Source organism: Acrocarpospora pleiomorpha (assembly GCF_009687885.1).
In the GTDB taxonomy this organism is placed as follows: domain Bacteria; phylum Actinomycetota; class Actinomycetes; order Streptosporangiales; family Streptosporangiaceae; genus Acrocarpospora; species Acrocarpospora pleiomorpha.
In genome coordinates this window covers 49,754-71,584 of the sequence record NZ_BLAF01000054.1, presented here as the reverse complement: position 1 = coordinate 71,584, position 21,831 = coordinate 49,754, and the positions used below count along the sequence as shown (strand labels likewise).

19 protein-coding genes are annotated in these 21,831 nt (G+C 65.7%); 16 read left to right on the top strand and 3 right to left on the bottom strand.

What is annotated here, in order from left to right; translation table 11 throughout:
• Nucleotides 1-546: 546 nt before the first annotated feature.
• Nucleotides 547-1,164: a hypothetical protein gene (locus Aple_RS37335; protein ID WP_155349473.1), complete on the top strand. Its 618-nt coding sequence runs from the start codon at nt 547-549 to the stop codon at nt 1,162-1,164.
• Nucleotides 1,165-1,192: 28 nt separating this feature from the next.
• Here the strand turns inward: Aple_RS37335 and Aple_RS37330 are convergent, their stop codons facing one another.
• Complete coding sequence (locus Aple_RS37330; protein WP_218038698.1) at nt 1,193-1,627, bottom strand: MarR family winged helix-turn-helix transcriptional regulator; 435 nt, start codon at nt 1,625-1,627, stop codon at nt 1,193-1,195.
• A gap of 112 nt (nt 1,628-1,739) precedes the next feature.
• Between Aple_RS37330 and Aple_RS37325 the strand changes: the two genes are divergently transcribed.
• Together Aple_RS37325 and Aple_RS37320 are read left to right on the top strand one after the other, a co-directional pair.
• Entirely contained in the window at nt 1,740-2,159 is a 420-nt protein-coding gene (locus Aple_RS37325) for an SPW repeat protein (protein WP_155349472.1), read from the top strand.
• 210 nt (nt 2,160-2,369) lie between these two features.
• The gene (locus Aple_RS37320) at nt 2,370-3,734 is read left to right on the top strand and encodes a cytochrome P450 (protein WP_155349471.1); all 1,365 of its coding nucleotides are present in this window, start codon (nt 2,370-2,372) and stop codon (nt 3,732-3,734) included.
• A gap of 84 nt (nt 3,735-3,818) precedes the next feature.
• On the opposite strand, the gene Aple_RS37315 is transcribed toward Aple_RS37320, so the two are convergent.
• Entirely contained in the window at nt 3,819-5,432 is a 1,614-nt protein-coding gene (locus Aple_RS37315) for an FAD-dependent oxidoreductase (RefSeq protein WP_155349470.1), read from the bottom strand.
• 114 nt (nt 5,433-5,546) lie between these two features.
• Nucleotides 5,547-6,419 (bottom strand): helix-turn-helix domain-containing protein, encoded by an 873-nt coding sequence (locus Aple_RS37310; RefSeq protein ID WP_155349469.1) that lies wholly within the window; start codon nt 6,417-6,419, stop codon nt 5,547-5,549.
• A gap of 89 nt (nt 6,420-6,508) precedes the next feature.
• On the opposite strand from Aple_RS37310, the gene Aple_RS37305 reads away from it, so the two are divergent.
• The 13 genes from Aple_RS37305 (at nt 6,509) to Aple_RS37245 (ending at nt 21,813) form a co-directional block, all read left to right on the top strand.
• Nucleotides 6,509-8,098, top strand: a complete 1,590-nt coding sequence (locus Aple_RS37305; protein WP_170321869.1) for a flavin-containing monooxygenase — start codon at nt 6,509-6,511, stop codon at nt 8,096-8,098.
• On the top strand, nt 8,050-9,627 hold the full coding sequence (locus Aple_RS37300) for a flavin-containing monooxygenase (protein WP_344318109.1): 1,578 nt from the start codon (nt 8,050-8,052) through the stop codon (nt 9,625-9,627). The genes Aple_RS37305 and Aple_RS37300 overlap by 49 nt, the downstream gene beginning before the upstream one ends.
• Nucleotides 9,628-9,818: 191 nt before the next feature.
• The gene (locus Aple_RS37295) at nt 9,819-10,571 is read left to right on the top strand and encodes an alpha/beta hydrolase (RefSeq protein ID WP_170321867.1); all 753 of its coding nucleotides are present in this window, start codon (nt 9,819-9,821) and stop codon (nt 10,569-10,571) included.
• Nucleotides 10,572-10,619: 48 nt separating this feature from the next.
• Entirely contained in the window at nt 10,620-11,273 is a 654-nt protein-coding gene (locus Aple_RS37290) for a GntR family transcriptional regulator (RefSeq protein ID WP_155349465.1), read from the top strand.
• 134 nt (nt 11,274-11,407) lie between these two features.
• Nucleotides 11,408-13,225, top strand: coding sequence for a flavin-containing monooxygenase (locus Aple_RS37285; protein WP_170321866.1), 1,818 nt, complete (start codon nt 11,408-11,410; stop codon nt 13,223-13,225).
• A gap of 3 nt (nt 13,226-13,228) precedes the next feature.
• The gene (locus Aple_RS37280) at nt 13,229-13,810 is read left to right on the top strand and encodes a TRAP transporter small permease (RefSeq protein ID WP_155349463.1); all 582 of its coding nucleotides are present in this window, start codon (nt 13,229-13,231) and stop codon (nt 13,808-13,810) included.
• Nucleotides 13,811-13,958: 148 nt separating this feature from the next.
• Nucleotides 13,959-15,320 carry a TRAP transporter large permease gene (locus Aple_RS37275; RefSeq protein WP_246265018.1) on the top strand — a complete coding sequence of 454 codons (1,362 nt, stop codon included), beginning with the start codon at nt 13,959-13,961 and terminating at the stop codon, nt 15,318-15,320.
• 149 nt (nt 15,321-15,469) lie between these two features.
• Nucleotides 15,470-16,759: a TRAP transporter substrate-binding protein DctP gene (gene dctP / locus Aple_RS37270; protein ID WP_170321864.1), complete on the top strand. Its 1,290-nt coding sequence runs from the start codon at nt 15,470-15,472 to the stop codon at nt 16,757-16,759.
• 81 nt (nt 16,760-16,840) lie between these two features.
• Nucleotides 16,841-17,707 (top strand): hypothetical protein, encoded by an 867-nt coding sequence (locus Aple_RS37265; protein WP_155349460.1) that lies wholly within the window; start codon nt 16,841-16,843, stop codon nt 17,705-17,707.
• An 11-nt stretch (nt 17,708-17,718) separates the two neighbouring features.
• Nucleotides 17,719-18,840, top strand: coding sequence for a Gfo/Idh/MocA family protein (locus Aple_RS37260; protein ID WP_170321863.1), 1,122 nt, complete (start codon nt 17,719-17,721; stop codon nt 18,838-18,840).
• Nucleotides 18,841-18,842: 2 nt separating this feature from the next.
• Nucleotides 18,843-19,853 (top strand): alcohol dehydrogenase catalytic domain-containing protein, encoded by a 1,011-nt coding sequence (locus Aple_RS37255; RefSeq protein WP_155349458.1) that lies wholly within the window; start codon nt 18,843-18,845, stop codon nt 19,851-19,853.
• A 98-nt stretch (nt 19,854-19,951) separates the two neighbouring features.
• Nucleotides 19,952-20,896: a cyclase family protein gene (locus Aple_RS37250; RefSeq protein ID WP_155349457.1), complete on the top strand. Its 945-nt coding sequence runs from the start codon at nt 19,952-19,954 to the stop codon at nt 20,894-20,896.
• A gap of 23 nt (nt 20,897-20,919) precedes the next feature.
• Nucleotides 20,920-21,813, top strand: coding sequence for an enoyl-CoA hydratase-related protein (locus Aple_RS37245; RefSeq protein ID WP_170321862.1), 894 nt, complete (start codon nt 20,920-20,922; stop codon nt 21,811-21,813).
• The last annotated feature ends 18 nt before the right edge of the window (nt 21,814-21,831 follow it).

The window sequence follows — 21,831 nt, the reverse complement described above, 5'->3', positions numbered from 1 at the left end:
TCAACCCATTCTGGGACACGAGGGTCGCAAAGGTATATCGGTGACGTATGGACATGGAGTATGTGTCGCTCCGATCACACGTGACCCGACGGGCGGTGCGCTGCCCTCGGCCTACCCGGTCGGCTTCGAGCGGCCCGGACGAGCCAGCCGAGTCGATGTCCCCGGAGGTCGCCGGCCACGAAGGTTAAATACCTAAAGCGACCCATTTACGGACCAACTTCGATCTTCTCCCGATCCGGACACCCCACACGATCTGATTACGTCGCCGGAGCCCAGCGGGTTACGGATTCGAAGGGACGCCCCTCGGACACGTCGAATTCATCATTTCGACGATCGATCGACAAGGCCCGAATTGCCCCGCTGACCTGGGGTTATGCCCTGAACAGGTCCGTAGGGCGCCGGGCACTTCTGGTGGTCTTGATAGCCACGCAGGTATTTGGCACGCGTGGTGTGCGGTGCTTGTGAAGATTCTGCGTATTTCGTTGATCACGTTGGTCGTACGACGCTAGCGTTCGTCTTCCGATTACGCGGAGGCGGGAGAAAACCATGATCATAGAACTGGTGCTCACGGGTGCGCTGGCGGTGGCGGCGCCGGTGGCCCCGCTGACGGACGCGGAGATGAAGCGGGCCCTGCTGGCCGGCAAGGATCTCGGCAAGGGTGTGGCCATCTTGACGATGGACCTGGATGGAGCGTTCCTGTCCGCGTTCAGGGTGGACGAGGCGCGCTGCATGGACGCGCTGAAGGCGTACGACAGCGTGTTCGGCGGGATGCGGCCCTCGGCCTGGATCATCGGCAAGGTCAACGGGTTACATCAGGTGTTCACCGGTGGTCCGGCGACGATCAAACAGCTCAAGACCGCCGCGTCGAAGGTCGCCACCTCCTGTGACGGGCAGGTGGGCTTCCGGCGGCAGAGCGAGTTCAAGAAGAAGAAGGTCGCCAACCTCGGCGACGCCACCTACGCCTTCGAGGTGACCTTCGACAGCGCTCGGTTCCCGGGGGCCGATATGAACACGTATGTGTCGGAGTTCGTCGTCGTCGCGTACAAGAGCTCGGTCGTCGTCTACCAGGGCCTGACCGACACCAAGTCGACATGGCCGACAACGGTGAAGACCGCCAAGAAGGCCGTCGCCAAGGTCAAGAAGGTGTACTCCCGGCGCGGCTGAGTCTTGCCAGGGGGCGATGTCTACGCCCTCACGGCGTCTCCAGTACGGCCGCCGATTCGACCAACGCGTTGATCAGAGGAGCCAGTCGCCGGAGTTCTTCCAGGTGGGTGGCGCTGAGCAGGGCCAGCTTGCCCTTGCCCGCACTGGTGAGCTTCAGGCGCACGACGCGGCGATCCTTGCCTTCCCCGCGATTACGGGCGACGAGCCCGAGCTGCTCGACGCGATCGATCAGCTGCACGGTGCTGTGATGCCGGGTGCACAGGTAGTCGGCGAGTTCTCCGATGGTGGGCCCGCGCGAGTCGTCGTGGCCGCGGATCGCCAGCAGCAGCTGGTGCTGGGTGGCCGTCAGCCCCACTTCGGCCGCCCGCTCCTCACTCCACCGAAGGAAGCGGCGCACCCCCACCCGGACCGCGAGCAACCTCGCATACTGCCCGTCATCAAGAGCGTTGGGTGGCGGCATCATGGGCCTCAAATCTCCTCATGTGATATTATCACAACATGATATATGAGTAGGGCGACATGTGAGCGCATCGCCTCTGAAAGCGGCCGCCTTACTCGCGAAGGTGGTGAAAGACATGGCTGGTCAGGCCATGAAGACGCACCCCGACATCCAGGAGCTGCGGGCGAAGTACGAACTCGCCGCGGAGACACCGACCGCCAAGGCGGTCGCCGGCCTGACGTTCCTGACCGGGCTCTACCTCGCGATCTCGCCCTTCGTGGTCGGGTTCCACACGTTCCCGACCCTGACCGGGAACAACCTGATCGTCGGGATCGCCCTGGCAATGCTGGCCCTAGGATTCGCCTCGGCCTACGGCCGCACTCACGGCCTCACCTGGGTCGCACCGCTGATCGGCATCTGGACGATCATCGCTCCCTGGGTCATCAGCGCCGACGTCGCCAACACCGCGACGATCTGGAACAACGTGGTGACCGGCACGGTCATCCTGCTCCTCGGGCTGGGCGCGATGTTCCTTGGGGGAAGGCGAGCTAGATAACTCGGGGCTTTCCCAGGCGGGAGCCGGCAGCCCGGCTTCCGCCTGGGCCCGGATCTCCCGGAGGCGCGGCGATTGCGCGCACCGGCGGGCAGAGCGGTGAAACCCGCCAGGCGGCCTCCCGCATCGTCATTTCGTAGTAGTCCGCGCCCGGGAAAACCGACTGCGGCCAGGCGGCGACCTCCGTTTTTGCCGTATCCGGGTGGCACACCGGTGAGGGTTGACATCTGTTGCGCTAGGTATACGTTGGGATACCGCAGGATGCGGGCTGAAGTCACGGTCAGCTTGGCCAAGGGTGGAATCGGAGACGTAGTAGTGGACTGGGAATCAATCGATCTGGGGCTGACCGGCCCGGACTATGTCACCGGGGACGAGCAGCATGAGGTCTTCGCCTTCATGCGCGCTGAGGAGCCGGTGCACTGGACAAAGGGCAGCCACGAGCGCGGGTTCTGGTCGCTCACAAGGCATGAGGACTGCGTCGCGGTCCTCAACAGCCCCGGGCTCTTCAGCTCACAGGCGGGCTCGCAACTTCCACCGAAAGGGCCCACGCCCACGCCGGAGTATCTCCACAAAATCGGAGCGGATGTTCGCCTGACCCACCAGGATCCCCCGAACCACACCCAACTTCGCCGTCCCCTGAACCCGCACTTCAGCGTGCCCTCGAGCAAGAAGTATCGAGACGGGATCGAAGCTCTCGTAGTCAAGCTCATCGCCGGAGTGAACCGGCCGGGTGAGGTGGACCTCGTGGAGGATCTGTGCGCGCCTCTCCCCGTCAATGTCTTCTTGCGCCTCATGGACGTTCCGGAGGAGAAGTGGGACGAGGTTCGCGAACTCGCCAAGTCGATCATCAACCCTGAAGATCCGGTCCGTGCCCACGGCCGTGATCCACGCACTGTCCAGGCCGACGGATTCGCCGCGCTCTTCGAGTACATGCGTGCGGACCTGATGGCGCGGCGGGGCGCGTCTGACACGAGCTTCGCGACCACCCTGGCCAACATGCGGATCGACGGTGAGTACCTCAGCGAGCGGTGGGTCGGATGGATGGGAACCACCGTCACGGCTGCTGGACTGGAGTCCACGCGGGACACTGCCGCGGTCGGTCTTATGGAGTTCATCAGGCACCCCGATCAGGCCGCTCTCCTGCGTAATGACCCGAGCCTCGCGCCGAAGGCAGTTGAGGAGGTGCTGAGGTTTGTCACACCGTCGAAGAACCGCCTCCGAGTGGCCACCGCTGACACCGTCATCGGCGACAAGCAGATCAAGGAGGGCGACTGGGTCGTCTCGTGGCTGACGTCGGCCAACCGCGACCCGGAGGTCTTCGCGCGGCCGAACGAGTTCGACATCACCCGTGACCCGAACCCGCACCTCAGCTTCGGGCTGGGTACGCACATGTGCCTGGGTCGCAACGTGGCCCGGATCGAGCTTGAGTTGATCTTCCAGAAGTTCCTGGCCGCGTTCCCCGACGCGAAGGAACTCGAGCCGGGGCCGGAGTGGATCATCAGCGGCCAAGTCGTATCCGGTCTCAAGCACTACCCCGTGCAGTTGCTCGCCGACGAACCGGTGGGCGCATCCGCCTGACGCGCGATCGTAGAAGGGCCTCGCGGGTACCGTCATTAAGCCGGTACCCGCGAGGCATTCTTGGCTCGCGAACTGGGCGAGCAGTCAGGTGGTCGCCGGGATGTGCACCCGAATCGCGGCTGCGATGTCGGTCGAGGTGTCCGCGAGGACGACCTGGTCCACGCGTGATCCGTCCCGAATCGCCTGCCGCAGCTTGGCGTAGTCACCCGGGGCGTTGATCGCGTCGACAGCCACAAGGTCTTCACCACGGAAATAGGCGACCGAGAAAGCGCCGGTTTCCGGATACCTCCGCACGACAGTGCTGTCGGCGTCGCCGACGATGCCTGCGCTCTTCAGCCTGATTTCGAACTGGTTCGACCAGAACCACGGGACGGCTTCGAACGGCTTCCGCTCGCCGAGAATCACGCCCTCGACGACCTTTGCCTGGTCGACGGCGTTCTGGACGCACTCCAAACGAATCCTGCCGCGCGCAAAGCGGTTGTGGTGTGCGGCGCAGTCGCCGATCGCGTAGACGTTCGGTAGCGACGTCTTGCAGTACTCGTCGACGACGACGCCGTTGCCGACCTCGGCGCCCGCCCTCTCCAGCGCTTCGACGTTGGGGACCATCCCGATGCCGGCCACCACTAGGTCGGTCGTCAACGACGATCCGTCATCGAGGAGGACATCGGTCTGTTCATGGTTCGCGCTGCGGGAGACTCGCATGACGGTTCGGCCGAGGCGAACGTCGACGCCTGCCCGCCTGTGCTCTGCCGCGAAGAAGTCGGAAACCGCCGACCCTGTCACGCGCGCGAGAAGGCGCTCCTGCGCCTCGATCAGCGTCACATCGATGGTACGGGACCGAAGCACGGCCGCTGCTTCAAGGCCGATGTAGCCACCGCCGATGAGCGTGACGTGCTTGGCGGACGCGAGCATCTGCTGCAGTTGCTCTGCGTCAGCCAGCCCTCGGAGAGTCAGGTAGGGCGCTTGCGCTACCTCATCGGGCAGCGGACGCGCCCGCCCGCCGGCAGCCCAGACCAGCGAGTTGTAGCCGAGCGCCCGCCCACTGGCCGTGCGGACGAGGCGCTGTGTCGCGTCGACTTCGACAACCGCATCACCGAGGACCAGTTCAACCCCAGCGGCGTCCCAATAGGCCGCCGGGCGAAGCCGGATCTCCTCAAGGCTGGCCTCGCCAAGGAGATACGCCTTGGAGAGCGACGGTCGGTCGTACGGAATGCTGTCCTCCGAGCTGACGAGAGCTACCCGCAGCTCGGGTGAGCGTTGAGCGAGAGCGGTCGCCAGTTGAGTGCCGCCATGCCCCGCGCCGACGATCACCACGTCGAAACGGCACTGGTCGAGGACATGCCCGGAAGCGCTGTCCGGGGCCGGAGCGGACGCCGGCTCCTCCCAGCTCGGCACCGTGAGCGTGAGGCCGTCGACGTCGTCGGTGATCGGTATTTGGCAGGTCAGACGGCTGCCCGGCATCGAATCATCGAGAACTTCGAGGAGCTCGGATTCCTCGACGCGCTTCGGCGGCACTCGATCTACCCAGGCATCGTCGACGTACGCGTGGCAGGTGCCGCAGTTCAGTTCGCCGCCACACTCACCGACGATGCCCGGGACTCCGCTGCGCACGGCTGCCCGCATCACCGACTCGCCTCCCTGCGCCTCCACGACGCGGACTTGCCGGCCCGTGACTGACCTGAAGTTGACGCAAGGCATGGTGCGTGCTCGCCTCCCGCTTCTCGTTATCGCATCCAACGGTATGCGTCGGCATGCAGTACGGCAAAGGTATCGAAGCGGTCGGGTGGCGTCCACCACACAAGAGCATGCGGGCTATCCCCGGAGGATTCTGCTCACCTGTGCCGCACCTGTGACGACTCGGTCGGCGAGCGCTTGGACCTTGTCCACGGGAAAGGGGTCACTACCTGACACAAGGGTTAGCGCAACGGTCACGGTGCCGAGGCGGTCGAAGACAGGTGCGGTGATGAAGTGGACTGATTCGGCGGGAGAACCGCCTTCCGGGGCCGTGCTCCCGGAACGTCGCAGCAGGCCCGCAAGCTGGTACATCGCGTCGTCGAGGTCCTCGGCGTCCTGTTCCTCCGACAGATGCCTCGCCATCCGTTCGAGGCTGAGGCCGAGCTCCACATCAGCGCCCAGTGAGTATCCACGGGCGCGGATCGCGGCCGCGGTGCGGGTAAACGCGCGGCGTTCTTCGCCATCTGAGCTGACGCCCGACCACTCCAGCCACACGTCCAGATCAGTCGCTGACGACCAGGCGAGAAATATCGTTCCGCGTGGAGCTCGGATTGGGGAACGGCCGCCCGGAAAGCCGGACTCATCAACCCCGACGCTGTCGAGGGTGACGGTCTCGTAGCCGATCCGACCGCTCACCATGCACCCATACCCCAACTCGTCGGCTAGCCGGAACATCTCGCGCCGAGCTTCGCCGAACCCGACGTGGCCGCCGGCCGACTTCGAGCCGTACCTGATCAGCAGGGGCCCCAGGGAGTAGCGCGGCCCCTCGGGGTCGCGAGTCACCATCCCGGCTTCCGCCAGAGCTCCCAGAAGAGAGAAACACGACGCGCGGTGCATTCCGGTGAGCTTGGCCACCTCTGCCGCGCGGTATGCGCGAAGCGGGTCCTCGGCCAGCAGGTCGAGCACAACCTTTGCCCGATCGACCGCGGGAACTTGTGTCGCCAACCCCATCGCCTCCGTTGACCGCCACGCGTGCCACGTTTACGCTGTCTCGGAAGCATAACAGATGTCTTGTATATGAGACAAGATGGGTGCAAGAAATGACGGACTTCGATGTCGTCGTCGTTGGCGCGGGAATCGGCGGGATCTACGCTGTTCACCGCTTCCGCGACCAGGGCCTATCCGTGCTCGGCCTCGAGGCGGCGCCGGAGGTCGGCGGTGTCTGGTTCCACAACCGGTACCCGGGTGCGCGGGTGGATGTGGAGAGCTACGACTACTGCTACTACTTCTCGCCGGAGATCTACTGCGAGTGGACATGGACGGAGAAGTACGCCGCTCAGCCGGAGATCCTGGCCTACTTGAACTTCGTCGCCGACAAGCTCGACATCAGGAAGCACTTCCGGTTCGAGACCGCGTTGGCCGGCGCGCAGTGGGTGCCGGACGAAGCCCGCTATCACCTCCGGACCAGTGTCGGAGACACCGCGACGTGCCGTTTCCTCGTCATGGCGACCGGCAACCTGTCGGCCGCGCGTGATCCGCACTTCCCCGGCCTGGCCGACTTCAGCGGCGAGTGGGTGCAGGCGTCCCACTGGCCTGACCGGCATATCGAGCTGGCCGGTCGGCGAGTCGGCGTCATCGGGACCGGCTCGTCGGGGGTGCAGACCATCTCAGCCATCGCCGATCAGGTCGGCCACCTCACCGTCTTCCAGCGCAGCCCGAACTTCTCGGTGCCGGCCCACAACGGGCCGATCGACACCACCCTCTGGGCCCAGATCAAGCAAGACGTGAAGGGGGAGCGCGCGAAGCTCCTCGCCAGCGCCGGCGCCCGCCACATGGAGCTCGACCCGGTGCCCGCCGCGAGCATTACCCCCCAGGAGCAGCAGGAGCGGCTCGAACGAGCATGGTCGATCGGCGGCCACGGCTTCAACCGGGTCTTCACCGACCAGAGCACGAACCAGGCGGCGAACGACATCGTCTCGGAGTTCGTACGCAACAAGATCCGCTCGATCGTGCACGACCCCGGGGTCGCCGAGTTACTCTGCCCGGAAGACCACCCCATCGGCTCACGGCGACTGTGCGTCGACACCGACTACTTCGCGACGTACAACCGCGACAACGTCTCGCTCGTCGATGTTCGTTCCGCTCCCATCGAGCGGATCACCGAGACCGGCATCCGCACTGCCGACGGCAAAGAGCACGAGCTCGACCTCATCATCTTCGCGCTCGGCTTCCACGCCTTCACCGGTGCGCTCGATGCCGCGGGCATCAGGAATGAATCGGGTGCCGCTCCATCCGACGCATGGGCCGAGGCGCCGTGTGCCCTGCTCGGTCTCATGACCGCCGGCTTCCCCAACCTCTTCATCCTCACCGGGCCGGGGAGCCCGTCAGTGCTGGCGAGCCTGACGGTGCACAACGAACAGAACATCGACTGGGTGGCCGACTGCATCGCCTACCTGGACGCCACCGGCTACTCCACCATCGTCCCCAGCGAAGAGGCACAAGCCGCCTGGGCCCGGAACGTATCCGACGCCGCGGCCCCGCTCCTCCGCTACCACGTCAGCAACTACATGGTCCATGTCAGCCGGGACGGCGGCCGGCACTTCATCCCGTACGCGGGCGGCTTCGGCACCTACGTCGAGCACTGCGACCGCGTCGCGCGGAACGGCTACGAAGGCTTCTTGCTCAAGTGAGCGCCCACATCGGCCAAGAAGGGAACATCATGCGTAAGCGCCAGCCGAGTGTGGCGATCGTCGGGGCAGGCCTGAGCGGTATCGCCCTCGCACATACACTCCTCGAACGCGACATTCCGTTCGTCATGTTCGAGAAAGCGTCCGAGGTCGGCGGCACCTGGCGGGACAACGTCTACCCCGGCATCTGCCTCGACACCGCGGCTGCGACGTACTGCTTCCCGTTCGCCGAGAAGTATGATTGGTCGCTGGTGCACCCGCCCGGCGGTGAGGTCCAGGACTACCTCCGTGAGGTCGCCCGAGACCTGAGGCTCAACGAACGCATCCGCTTCAACAGCGAGGTCACCGAGTGCCGCTGGGAGGGCGGCCAGTGGGAGCTCACCACGAAGGATGGGGTCAGCGCGACAGCGGACATGCTCGTCATGGCAACCGGCTTCCTCCGCGTCCCGTCGATCCCGGCGTTCACCGGCCGCGGCGACTTCAGAGGCCCGCAGTTCCACTCGGCGGAGTGGAACACCGGCTTCGACCCGAACGGCAAGCGAGTCGGCGTCATCGGCATGGGCTCGAGCGGCATCCAGATCACCGGCGCGCTTTCCCAGATGGACTGCCAGGTCACCCAGTTCATCCGCACTCCGCAGTGGATCCACACGCGGGAGAACCATCAGCAGTCCAGGCTGGAGCGGTCGCTGTTCAAGATGCTCCCGGCCCTCGGCCGCAGGATCCAGAACGCCCGTGAGGAGAAGATCAGGCGCTCCGATCCGAAGCTCCTCAAGAACGGCGAGTGGCGGCGTTTCCCCGGGCCGGGCCGCGAGGCGGCGTTCCAGGCGTTCCGGGAGGACCTCGAAGCGCACCTCAAGGACCCCGTGCTGCGTGCGAAGATGACGCCTCCGGACTTGCCCGGCTGCAGACGTATCCCGCTCTCCCCCGGCTACTACGAAGCGATCCAGCGGCCGAACGTTACCATCGTGCGAGGCGGGATCGACCACATCGTTGAGAACGGCCTCTACGACAGCCATGGCGATTTCCACGGGCTCGACGCCATTGTGTACGCCACCGGCTTCGACGCCCACGCCTACTTCAAGCCGACAAAGATCTTCGGCGTCTCCGGCCGGGAATTAGGGGAGCGCTGGACCAGCGGCGGCCCGGAGATCTATCGCAGCCTGATGGTCCCCGACTACCCGAACCTCTTCGTGATGCACGGGCCCTTCGCGGCGATCAACAACATCCCGATTCCATTGACCACCGCGGAGATGGTCGGCTATGTCACGAAGGTGGCCGACTACATCGCCGAGCACGGTCGCGCGCTGGCCCCGACGGTCGAAGCCGCGAAGGCGTACGTGCACTGGATCCAGAGTTCGATGGACGGCACGATCTGGGCGACCGATTGCCACAGCTGGTACAAGACGGCCGACGGCGAGGCGATCCTCTGGCCGTTCGGGCGGCAGGAGCACACGGCAATGCTCGGCGAGCTTGAGCGGGCCGATTTCGCCGACTTCCCGTCCGCGCTCAGCGAGGCGGTCCGAAGCCGATGAACGAGCTCGTCCGGAAGTTCCTGGAGACAGCCGCGGCCGACGCGTTTCCGAGGAACGCGCGCTTCGGCTCGGTCGAAGCCGATGGATACCTCCGCGGCCGTCGAGCGAGACCACGCGCCACGCGCACCCGAACGTCAGTGGGTGAGGTTCTCGAACTGTCCACCGATGAGGGCGTCCCGGTCCGGGTCTACGTGCCCGCGGGCGATGGAAAATCCCACCCGCTTGTTGTCTACTTCCACGGTGGCGGCTGGGTGATGGGCGACCTTGAAATGCATGACTCGACGTGTCGGACCATCGCCGCGGGAGCGCAGGCAGTGGTCGTGAATGTCGACTACCGGCTCGCACCCGAGAATCCATTCCCTGCGCCATTGGACGATTGTTTCGATGCGACGCGGTGGGCGATGGCGAATGCCGCGTCGTGGGGCGCTGACGGCGCTCGCACCTTGATCGGGGGCACGAGCGCGGGCGGCAACCTCGCGGCCGCGGTCGCCATCCGCCGAAGGGACATCGGTGCGACTCCGCTGGCCGGGCTGCTCCTGCTCTATCCGGTGCTTGACTGCAGGATGGCGACTCGGTCGTACGCCGAGAAGGCCGAAGGCTATTTCCTCACCGCCGCCGAGATGAGGTTCTTCTGGGACGCCTACGTGCAGGACGGGCGGGACCGAGCTCATCCCTGGCTCTCGCCAGGGCTTGTCGAAGACGTGAGCGGGCTGCCGCCGACGCTGGTGGTGACCGCCGAGCACGATCCCTTGCGGGACGAAGGAAACGCGTTCGCCCGAAGGCTCGCCGAACGCTCGTCGCTGGTCGGGTTGATCGAAGCCCCGGGTCAGATCCATGGGTTCCTGACAGCGTTCCCGGACAGTGCCGCCGCTCGCGAAGGAATGCACGCTGTCATCTCGGCCGTACGGAAACTGACAGAACCCACGTCCGTAACCACGGAATGATCCCCAGTTGAGATACGTCTGCATACCGCTGTGTTACCTTGTTCTCTTATGAGGACCGATGTACACGCGCGGTTGCAGGACGACATCGTGAGTGGCGTCTTTTCGCCCGGCGATCCATTGGTGGAGGTCGCGCTCGCTGATCGCTACAAGGTGAGCCGCACCCCGATCCGGGAGGCGCTACGCAAGTTGCAGGCCGATGGCCTCGTTGAGCAGTTCGCCCGGGGCTACCGCGTCAGCCAGAATTCGCCCCAAGACATCCTCGACCTCTACGACGTCCGCATCGCCTTGGAACAGGTGGCCGCGCAGTCCGCCGCGGAGCGGCGAACCCCCTACGACCTTGCCCGGCTCGGCCGGGCCCATCAGGCCCTGGTAGACGCCGTTGCCGCCGGCGACTCGGTCTCGGCCTCGTCCGCCTGCGCCCACGCCTTCCACGCCGATCTCTGGGAAGCGACGCACAACAAGACTCTCATCTCCTCACTTGAGAGCCTTGAGCGACGGATCACGGCGTTTTCCAGCTCCACCCTTGACTCTCCCGGCCGAGGCGAGTCCATTGTCGCGGAGCACGCCGGGATCATCGAGGCCGTCGCCGCGGGTGACGCCGAGCTGGCCGGCACATTGGCACGCGAGCACATGGCGCGTTCCCGGGACATCCGCCTGGCGCTCTATGCCGAGTATGCCGAAGGCATGCCGACCCGCCGGTAGTCCCCCTGCCGCGATCGACGCCATACGATTGCATGCAGTGGCATTCGTTTGTACCCATTGACACACCATTGTGTGGTGGTGGTAACTTCCAGGAAACGCGGAAGCGGTCCCCGTCACACCATGGAGGTTGCGCGATGAGTGCGGCAGAGACTGTGGCCCTTGGAGGCGACGTCAAAGGCGTCGGGGCAGGTCCTGACGCCGTGGCCGCGGCGTGGCTGAGCGAGTTCGGCGCCGCGGTGGAAGCAGGCGATGTGGCCGGCGTCTTGGAGCTGCTCGCAGCGGACCCTTGGTGGCGTGACCTGTTCGCGTTGACCTGGGACGTAACGGCGATGCACGGCGGCGAGGAGATCGCCGGCGTGCTGACCGCGGAGCTGCCCGCCCGTCGCATGGCGGACGTGAGGCTGGATGAGTCGGTTCCGCCGGTCGTCGACGTCAAGGACGGCGTGCGTGCGTTCTACACCTTCACCACCGACGTCGGAGTCGGTCGCGGCGTCGTGCGGCTGCGCCTGGAAGACGGCGCGTGGAAGGGCTGGACGATCTCCACGGAGCTGCGCGGGCTGCGCGACTTCCCCGAGTCACAGGTCCGTATCGCCGACGCCGCACTGCCCGAGAACAACCAGCCGGTACGGCCGGGCGGCCGGCTGACCGAGCAAGAACGCCGTGCCCGGGAACTCGCCTACGAGGGGCGCGAGCCGGACGTGCTCGTAATCGGCGGAGGTCACTGCGGCCTTTTCCTGGCCGCCCGACTCAAGCGTCTCGGCGTTGACACGCTGGTCGTGGATCGGTTCGACCGCGCGGGGGACAACTGGCGGCTTCGTTACAACGGCCTCGCGCTGCACGACACCAAGTGGTGGTCCCAGTTCCCCTACATGCCGTACCCGGAGACCTGGCCGCTCTTCACGCCCAAGGACAAGCTCGCCGACTGGCTTGAGGCCTATGTCAACTTCGTGGAGTTGAACCTGTGGACGCGCACCCAAGTCAAGGACGCCACGTATGACGCCGCAGCCGGGACCTGGACGGTGCGCCTGACCCGTGACGGCGTGGATCGAGTGCTCCACCCCCACCACCTGGTGTTCGCCACCGGAAACTCCGGCGAGCCCTACCTGCCCCGGATCGAGGGAGCCGAGACCTTCGCCGGCACCATCACTCACTCGTCGGGCCACGCCGGCGGCCAGGCGCTGGCCGGCAAGAAGGTCATCGTGGTGGGATCGGGCTCCAGCGGCCACGACGTCACTCAGGACGCCTACGAGAACGGCGCGCAGGTCACCATGGTCCAACGTGGGGCGACCCATGTGCACAGTCAGCGCAACGGAATCCCGCTGTTCCACGGCGAGCTCTACTCGGAGTCGAGCCCGCCCATCGACGTCGCCGACATGATCTCGGCATCACTCCCCAGCGCGCTGAAGTTCCAATTCGCTCCGGCGCAGACCCGTCGTATCGCCGCGTTGGACGCGGAGCTGCTCGGTGGCCTCGAAGCGGCGGGATTCTCGACCACCCTGGGGCCCGATGACCAGGGCATGCTCTATATGGGGCTGGTCAAGGCCGGTGGCTACTACATCGACAAGGGCGCGTCCACGCTGATCGTCGAGAAGGAGATCGAGCTCCGGAACGGCGAGATCGTCCGATTCACCCCCACAGGTGTCGGCTACGACGACGGCACCGAAGAGAGCGCGGATGTCGTCGTGTTCTGCACCGGATACTCCAACATGCGGGAAGCCGCCCGGCCCTATCTCGGTGACCAGGTCACCGACCGGCTCTCCCCCGTCTGGGGGCTCGACGAAACCATGGAGGTCCGCGCCGCGGGCCGACATTCCGGTCACCCGAAGCTCTGGTTCTTCGCCGGCGGCTTTCAGTTCGCACGGATCATGTCCCGGCAGCTCTCGCTCCTCATCAAAGCGATCGAGGAAGGCCTCGTCGACCCCAACATCAGCGTCGAGAAGAAGAAGGACTGAACCGTGGCACAGCCGAGCAGGGTTCAGCGGGCCGGCCAGGTGGTGCGCGGGATGTCGAAGGCGATCGCGATGGCCGCGATCGCCGCGATGATGATCCATGTCGTCGCCAACGCGCTGGCACGATACGCCTTCAAACAGCCGATCGAAGGCACCCTGGAGTACACCGCGTTCTGGTATCTCCCGATCATGGTGTTCCTCGGTATCTACCTCGCGCAGGCCGACGGCACGCAAATCAGGGCCGCTCTGCTCTTCGACAGGTTCCCGAGCCAGGTGCGGGTCGAGGCGCATGTTCTCGGCGAGCTCATCACCCTTGCGCTGTTCTTGGGCTTCGCCTGGTTCGGCTGGCGCGAGGCACTCGAGCTTGCCGAGATGCGGGGGACCGCGGGTGCGAGCACCGTACCGATATGGCCGGTCGTGTTCATCGTGCCGGTCGCGTGCCTGATGGTGGTCGCCCAGACTCTGTTCGGTCTGTACGACGTTGTGCGCACCGGCAACCCGGACGTCGTCACCGAGCGGGCCACTCGCGACGACGCACTAGTTGTGGAGGGCCCCACGGGCACCGTCCTCGGAGCGGAGCGAAGCTGAAATGGTGGCCAACACGCCCCCCGTGGCGCCTCCTGCGAACGCATCCGCCGGATCTGCGCTGACGGACACGACGGCTCGGACTTCACGGCTTCGTTCGTGGTCCATCCGCGCGGTATTCATCGCGCTCCTCGGAGCGTGTGGGTTCGTGATGTTCGCGGCTACCGCGCCTTCGACCGTCGGCTACGCCGCCCTCGCCATGGTCCTCGTCCTCATGTTCATGCGCGTGCCGATCGCCGTCTCGATGGCTGTCCCGAGCCTGATCGGCCTCTACGCATTGAGGGGTGAGCTTGCCGTTGAGAGCGCGCTGGCGACGGTGCCCTTCTCCGCGACTGCTCAGTGGACGCTGACAGTGCTGCCGATGTTCGTGTTCATGGGCGTGCTGCTGGAAATGTCCGGCATCACGGCCACGATCTACCGAGCGGCGAGTGCCTGGCTGAACTGGATGCCCGGAGGCGTGGGTGTGGCCACAAACGTCGCCGGGGCCGGCCTGTCGTCCATCAGCGGTTCCAGCCTCGGCACCACCTACGCCCTCGGTCGCGCGGGCATTCCGGAGATGCTCGACCGAGGCTACGACCGCCGTCTCGCGGTCGGCGCGGTCGGTGTCTCGAGCCTGGCAGGCCATCTCATCCCACCGAGCATGATGCTGGTCATCTACGCGGGCATCGCGGAGGTGCCGATCGGGCCGCAACTTCTCGCCGGAGTCATGCCTGGTCTGCTGATCGTGGCGTGTTCCTGTGCGCTGATCGTCCTGCTCGGGCTGCTCCGCCCGGAGCTGGTCGGCTCAGGCAAGGCGAGCCGTTCCGTCGCCAGAGTCACCTGGCGTGAGCGATGGATCTCCCTGGCGCGAGTCTGGCCGGTCCCGGTCCTCGTCGTCGTCGTGCTCGGCGGGATGCTGGCCGGAGCCTTCACCGCGACTGAGGCTGCCGCCGGCGGTGCCGTCGGCGCCGTCCTGCTGACCACCCTCATGCGGCGCAAGGACAAGCCGCTGACGGTGCTCCGCGAGTCGGCGGGCAAGACCGTGGAGGCGATCGGGTCCATCTTCCTGCTCGTCATCGGTGCCGTGCTCATGACGCGGTTCCTCGCGATCACCGGGATCACGGGTGCGTTCACGGACTGGGTGGCCGACTCGGGTATGAGCAGAACAGCGTTCCTGCTGATCCTCGTAGTGGTCTACGTGATTCTGGGCACATTCCTGGAATCGATGACCATGATGCTCCTAGTGGTGCCGTTCCTCATTCCGACTCTCCATATGTTGGAAGTCGACATGCTGTGGTTCGGGGTCTTCACCGTCTTGCTCGCGGAGGTCGGCCTTCTTCATCCGCCCCTGGGCATTCTCTCGTACATCATTCACGGCCTTGCCCAGGACCCCCGGGTCAATCGCGGCGTGCGCATCACCCTGGGGGATGTGTTCGTGTCGATTCTGTGGTTCATCCCCGCCATTGCTGTGACCCTGGCGCTGCTCATGGCCTTCCCCGAGATCGTGACATGGCTTCCCGGCCTGTCCGAATAGCTTAATTCTCGCACCCCGCCAGTCATTCGAAAACAAAATTTCATTGCATCCAAATGTATGCAGCAACCTACAGTCCTATACATAATAACCAGATTCACATTTATAGCGATGCTCGTCACATCGAGTAGATCGGAAAGAAAATGACCACAATGAGGAAGGGCGGGGGCGGCCGACGTCGTTCGCGGCTGTTGGTCGCAGGCGCGTCCGTCGCCGGCCTGCTGGTCCTCGCCGCTTGCGGCGGCGGGTCCGGTTCGGGCTCAAACGAGGAGAAGGCCGAGAGCAAGGGCGTTCAGGTTGGTGCGACCAAGGACGCCTACATCGCCGCCTTCGCGGACGTCGACCCCGTCCAGCTGACGGCCCAGAGCATCAACGCGCCGGAGCACTACTACAGCCAAGGGCTGCAGGCCTACGCCGACGCCTTGAAAGAGTGGTCCGGAGGAAAGATCACGGTAAATCTGCAGTTCGCTGCTGCGGTCGCCCCGCCCGCCGAGGCTGACGCGGCGCTCGCCGATGGTCGCCTCGACATCGCGGCGTTCTTTCCCAGCTACGCCACGCAGAAGTACCCGGTCTACAACGGGCTGAACACGATCGGCTTCGGTATGGACGACCCGCTGGCGGGCTTGCTGGCGTGGGACCTCTCCCTCAACGACTCGCTGGCGGCGATCCCCGAGCTGCAGGAGGAGATGAAGAAGCAGGGTATTCACCTGCTTCTGCCGTCGAACCTCTCGGATGTCACCGCGATGGGTTGCACGTCGGATCGTTCATCGCCGGCGAAGGCCAAGGGCGGCATCGCTCGCACGGCCGGCGTCCTGGAGAACGCCTACATCGAGGCGATCGGCATGTCGCCGGCCTCGATGCCCTTCACCGAGGTCTTCGAGGCACTTCAGCGTGGCACGGTCGACTGCACGCTGACCGCTCTCGCGCAGGCCAAGGCGTCCGGGTACCTGGACATCGCGAAGTTCTGGGCGGTGGGCAAGGATCGGCCGGCGGTCATGCACCCGCTGGCGTTCAGTGAGGCCCGCTGGAAGTCGCTTCCCCTCGTTGCCCAGCAACTGCTGTGGGACCGGCTCGATGTGCTCTACGAGGCGCAGCTGCGCAGCGTGCTCGCGGCCACGAGCGACGCGCTGAAGGGCCTTGGCGCGGCAGGTGGCACCGTTTCCTCGTTCAGCGAAGACGCCGTCGCGGCGTTCCAGCCGGTCAAGCAGCAGGCTTACGACGCCTTCAAGGCTAGCGGTGTCGTTGCTGATACCGACGGGGCGATCAAGCTCGTCCAGGACAACAGAGACAAGTGGCTGGGCATCGCGTCGGGAGCCGGCTTGTCCGGCGTGGAGTTCGAGCAGTTCGCGGGCTGGTACGCCGAGCACAATGACGTCGACCTGGCACCGGTGGTCGAGCAGGTCCGCGCGAATATCCTTGCTCCGTTGCGACCGGGCGCCTGACCGGATCAGCCATTCCACGTCCCGCGGACCCATCGACGGTCGATGGGTCCGCGACCAGTACCAATCGATGTAGAGGACGAAATGACACAGGCACCCGGCCCGAACCCCTACGTAGCGATCGGACGGCACCGCCCTAATCGTCCCAGCGTCGGCGGCACGTACCTGGGCATCACCGAAACGGTGGCCGGGCACGAGCGTGAATTCAACCGCTGGTATGAGGACGACCACTTCTACTCGGGCGCGATGGCCGGACCATGGATCTTGTCGGGTCGGCGCTGGGTCGCTACGCATGCGATGCGCAAGACCTGGGTTCCCGAGGACTCGCCGATAATTTCACCGCACGGACAGGGGTGCTATTTCAAGACCTACTGGTTCGCGACCGGCCACGAGGATGATGCCGAACTCTGGATGAACGAGGCATTCAAGGACCTCATGGAACCGGACAGGTTTCCCACGATGCGCTTCGGATCAGACAATGAACCGAAGATCAGGCGGAACAGCTCGTACTCGTCGTTCCAGCGGCACCTGTTCACTTGCGCCCTCGAGCCGGGTCCGCTCCAGGCCGTTCACGCGCTCGACTATCCGTTTGGCGGCCTGGCGCTGGATGTCATCCAGGTCGATCGCAGCCCGGCCCACTATCTGGTCGACATCCGGCCGGCGCTGCAGGACACGTTGGCCGGCGCGGAGTGCAAAATCGCCGTTGCGTTCGAGCGGGCGCCGAATCAGTGGCTGCCCTCGGCGAGGGAACCCGAGCATGAGGAGTTCACCGTGCTGTGGTTCTTCGACGCCGCGCCTCCGCCGGAGGGTTACGCTCCCCGGCTCACGGACTTCCACCGTGCGATTGATGAGGCGGGAGGCCGGCTTGCGTTGAGCGCATGCTTTGTGCCGACGATCCCGGGAACCGACACCTACGTCGACGAACTTCGCGCTCCGCGGGCTCCGAGGTGACACCCGTCCGCGTGGGGATCATCGGCGCGAACCCCGAGAAGGGCTGGGGAAGCGCGGTCCACATCCCGGCTGTCCACGCGATCCCCGCGCTCAAGCTGAACGCGGTGGCGACGACGCGTATCGAGACCGCGAAGCGGAGCGCCGAGCTCTTCGGAGCGCCGAACCACTTCGCCGACCCGTGCGCCCTGGTCCACGACGACGAGGTGGATCTGGTTTCCATCGCGGTCAGGGCGCCCGATCACTATCGGCTCGCGATGCTCGCGCTCGACGCCGGCAAGCACGTTTATTGTGAATGGCCGCTTGCCACTACGGTCGAGCAGGCCGCGGAGATGCGGCAACTCGCGGAGCAGCGCGGGGTCAAGGCCGTGGTAGGGCTTCAGTCGCGTGGTGCGCCTGCCCTGCGCTTCGTGCGTGACCTTGTCAACGAGGGCTACGCCGGCCGCCTCGTGTCCGTGCGCATGCGTTGTTCGCTGCCCGGCGGAGGACGGCGTCGCAGTCGCGAAGGCCTTTACGTGATCGACAAGGAGAACGGCGCGAGCACCATCCGCATCCAGGGCGGTCATGCGATCGACGCGTTGCGGTTCTGTGTCGGCGACTTCCAGCAGCTTTGCGGCACGGTGGTCAATCACTTCGAGGAGATCGAGGTCATCGAGACGGCGGCGCGCGTCCCGAAGTCCGCTCCGGACCAGGTCGTCGCCGCAGGGCGGCTCGTCGGCGGCGTACCGGTCTCGATCGCGGTCAGTGGTGGTGTCGTCGCAGGTCACGGTGTTGAGCTGGAGATCCTCGGGGAACAGGGCGCACTTCGCGTGCTGGGCACCGGACGCCTCAATTTCCAGATGAGCCCGCTCTCGGTGTGGGGAGCGCAGTCGCCGGAGAGCGATCTCGACGAGATTCCCATACCTTCGGGATACGACCCGATGGTCATCCCCGCCGATGCGACCGCGAAGGCGCCGTACCCAGGTGTCGACGTCCCGCGGGCAACCCTGGTCAACGTCGCCAACCTCTACCGCGATATGGCGGATGCCATCACCGCGGGTACGCCGGCTACGCCCGACTTCGGTGTGGGGCTCTCCCTGCACCGTCTCATCCAGGCTCTCGAGGATTCCTCGCGAGCGTTTGCTGAGAAGGACTGAACATGCAGCGTGCAGCACTCACCTCGGCTCCCCGCCAAGTCGGGCTGGCTCAGGTCGAGCCGCCCACAGCCGGTCCTGACGAGGCCCTGCTCAGGGTAGAGGTCGTCGGCATCTGTGGCACCGACCTGCACATCTTCGATGGCAGCTTTCCCACCGAGCTGCCGATCATCCAAGGTCACGAGGTCAGCGCGATCGTGGAGGGCCTTCCCGACGGCTACCGCGGTGACCTCAAGATCGGAGAGCGTGTCGCGATCATGCCGGTGAACTCATGCGGCGAGTGCTACCCGTGCGGGCTCGGCCGCCGCAACACCTGCGTCAACATGCGAGGCCTGGGCGTGCACCGTCCTGGCGCGTTGCAGGAGCGGATCGCGGTCCCGCTGCGTAACGTCTATTCGGCCGAAGGACTGACCCCAGACGCTGTGGCGCTGTGCGAAACGATCTCGGTCGGTCACCACGGGTTGGCTCGTGCCCATGTTGTCGCCGACGACTTCGTGGTCGTGCTCGGAGCCGGCCCGGTCGGCCTGAGCGCGATCCTCGCTGCCTGCGATGTCGGAGCCAAGGTGATGGTGCTCGATCAGGAGGAGTCGCGCCTGGCGGTAGCCCGCCGCCTGGGCGCGGCCGAGACGGTGTCTGACCTGTCGCAACTCGATGCGCGAGTGGCCGACTGGACCTCGGGACTGGGTGCGACCTTGGTTGTGGAGGCCACCGGGGCGTCAGTCGTTGCCCAGAAGGGCTTCGACATCGCATCGATGGCCGCTCGCATCGTACTGCTGGGCATCTCGCAGCAGCGCATCGACCTGAACATGCGCGTGTTCACCGCGAAGGAGCTCGACGTCTATGGTGCCCGGTCGTCCAACGACTTCGCCGGGGCAGTTCAACTGGTGCGTCGCCACGAGGACCTCGTCCGCTCTCTGGTCACCCAGCGCTACGGCCTGGAGGACGCCGGCGAGGCGATGGCATTCGCGCACGGCAACCCCCACCTGGTGGTGAAGTCCCTCGTCGAGGTCGGCTGAGAACGTTGCGCAGGTCAGAGCCAAGGTATACAATTGCATCCAATGCGGATGGGCACTGCCCCCGTCGCGGCGGTACGGCACAGGGAGAGGAAGCCGGTGTGGATTTGCCCAAGTATGCCGACCTGCCGCCGGCCGAATTGGGTGGCAGGTCCGCGTGGGGTCTCTGGGGTGAGCGCGACTCGCTCGGCCGCCTCAACCTCCAAGGGGCCGACGCCGTGCTGCGCGGGGGCCGGCTGGTCCGCCGCGGCGCGCTGTTCCCGCTCAACGCGCCGATCGACCTGCTCGACCCGCCGCTGTACCGGCGCCCCCGGGTCGAGCACACCGTCGTGAACAAGAACGGCAAATCCCTCGATGACGCCCTCCATCACTTCGCGCCGCAGGCCTCCAGCCAGTGGGACGCGCTCGGTCACGTCTCCTACAGCCCGGACGTGTTCTACGGAGGCGTCACCGCCGGCGAACTCCTGGCCGAACATGTCGGGACGATCGAGCACTGGGCGAAGAAGGGCATCGCCGGTCGCGGCGTGCTCCTCGACATGTCCTCTCACCTCACCGTCCGTGGCGTAACGGCCGGCGACAGTGTCGCGTTCACGGCCGACGACCTCGAGCGCGCGCTGACGGCGACCGGATTGACGCTCGAACAGGGCGATGTCCTGCTGATCCGCACCGGTTTCCTGAGCTGGTACCTCGAGCAGGGTGTCGACGTGCGTACGACGCTGTCCGACCGGACGGGCCTGAAGGCGGCGGGCATCGACCACTCCGAGGAGATGGCCGAGTGGCTGTGGGACTCCGGCGTCGCCGCGATCGCCTCCGACAGCCCTTCCGTCGAGGTGTGGCCTCCAGACGAGGCGAGCGGAAGCGTGTTCGGCCTCCTGCACCGGGTGCTGATCGGTCAACTCGGCTTCCCGATCGGCGAACTGTGGTGGCTTGACGACCTTGCCGCCGACTGCGCGCGTACGAACGACTACGAGATGTTCCTGGTGAGCGCACCACTGCACGTGCCCGGCGGGCTGGGGTCAACCGCGAATGCGATCGCGATCAGGTGAAGCTAGCAAGAGGGACGCAGATAGTGAAGGAATACGAGGACCTGTTGATCGAGCGCGTCGGAACGGATGGTCGCGTCGCTCGTATCTCCATCAACCGCCCCGAGGTGCTCAACGCGTTGCGGCCGCGAACCTTCGGCGAGCTCGAAGAGGCGCTGCGCGACCTCGAGGCCGACGACTCGGCGCGCGTCATCATCCTGCGCGGCGCGGGCCGTGCCTTTTCCGTCGGTTACGACATCGGCGGCCCCGGGGCGACGAGCTCGCCCCACAACCCTGAGCGCGTCTACGACATGAAGGACGAGCAAGGTCGCCCGCTCCTGATGAACTTCGCGACGCGCCTGCGGCAGGTGAGCGACATCCAGCTCTACCTGTTCCGCATGTCGAAGGTCACGATCGCTGAGACGCACGGCCATTGCATCGCGGGTGGAATGGAACTGGCGATGATGACCGACCTGGTCACCACCACGACAACGTGCAGGTTCGGTCACCCAGGCCACCGCGGCATCGGTGTCGCTCGCAACGGAATGCTGCTGCCGCTGATCATAGGCATGCGCAAGGCCAAGGAACTCTTCTTCACCGGGGACTCGATCAGCGGAGAAGAGGCGGTCCGGCTGGGTATCGCGAACTACGCCTTCGAGCCCGGCGAGGTGTCTGAGAAAACGCTGGCGTTCGCGGATCGCATCGCCAACCAGAGCGCCGATTGGCTGGCCCTTCTCAAGGAGGGTGTCAACGTCTTCTACGAAAACATGGGCATCGAGGCCGCCGTGCGCGCGAACACGATCCTCGACTCGCTCGCCCGCGGCACACGGTCCGGCTACGAGTGGCGCACCCGGATTGAGAACGATGGCTTGAAGGAAGCGCTCGCGTGGCGCGACGGCCCTTACGGCGACTACAGAGCGACTCCGAAGAAAGCCGACTGATGGTGCTCGGTGAGGGGA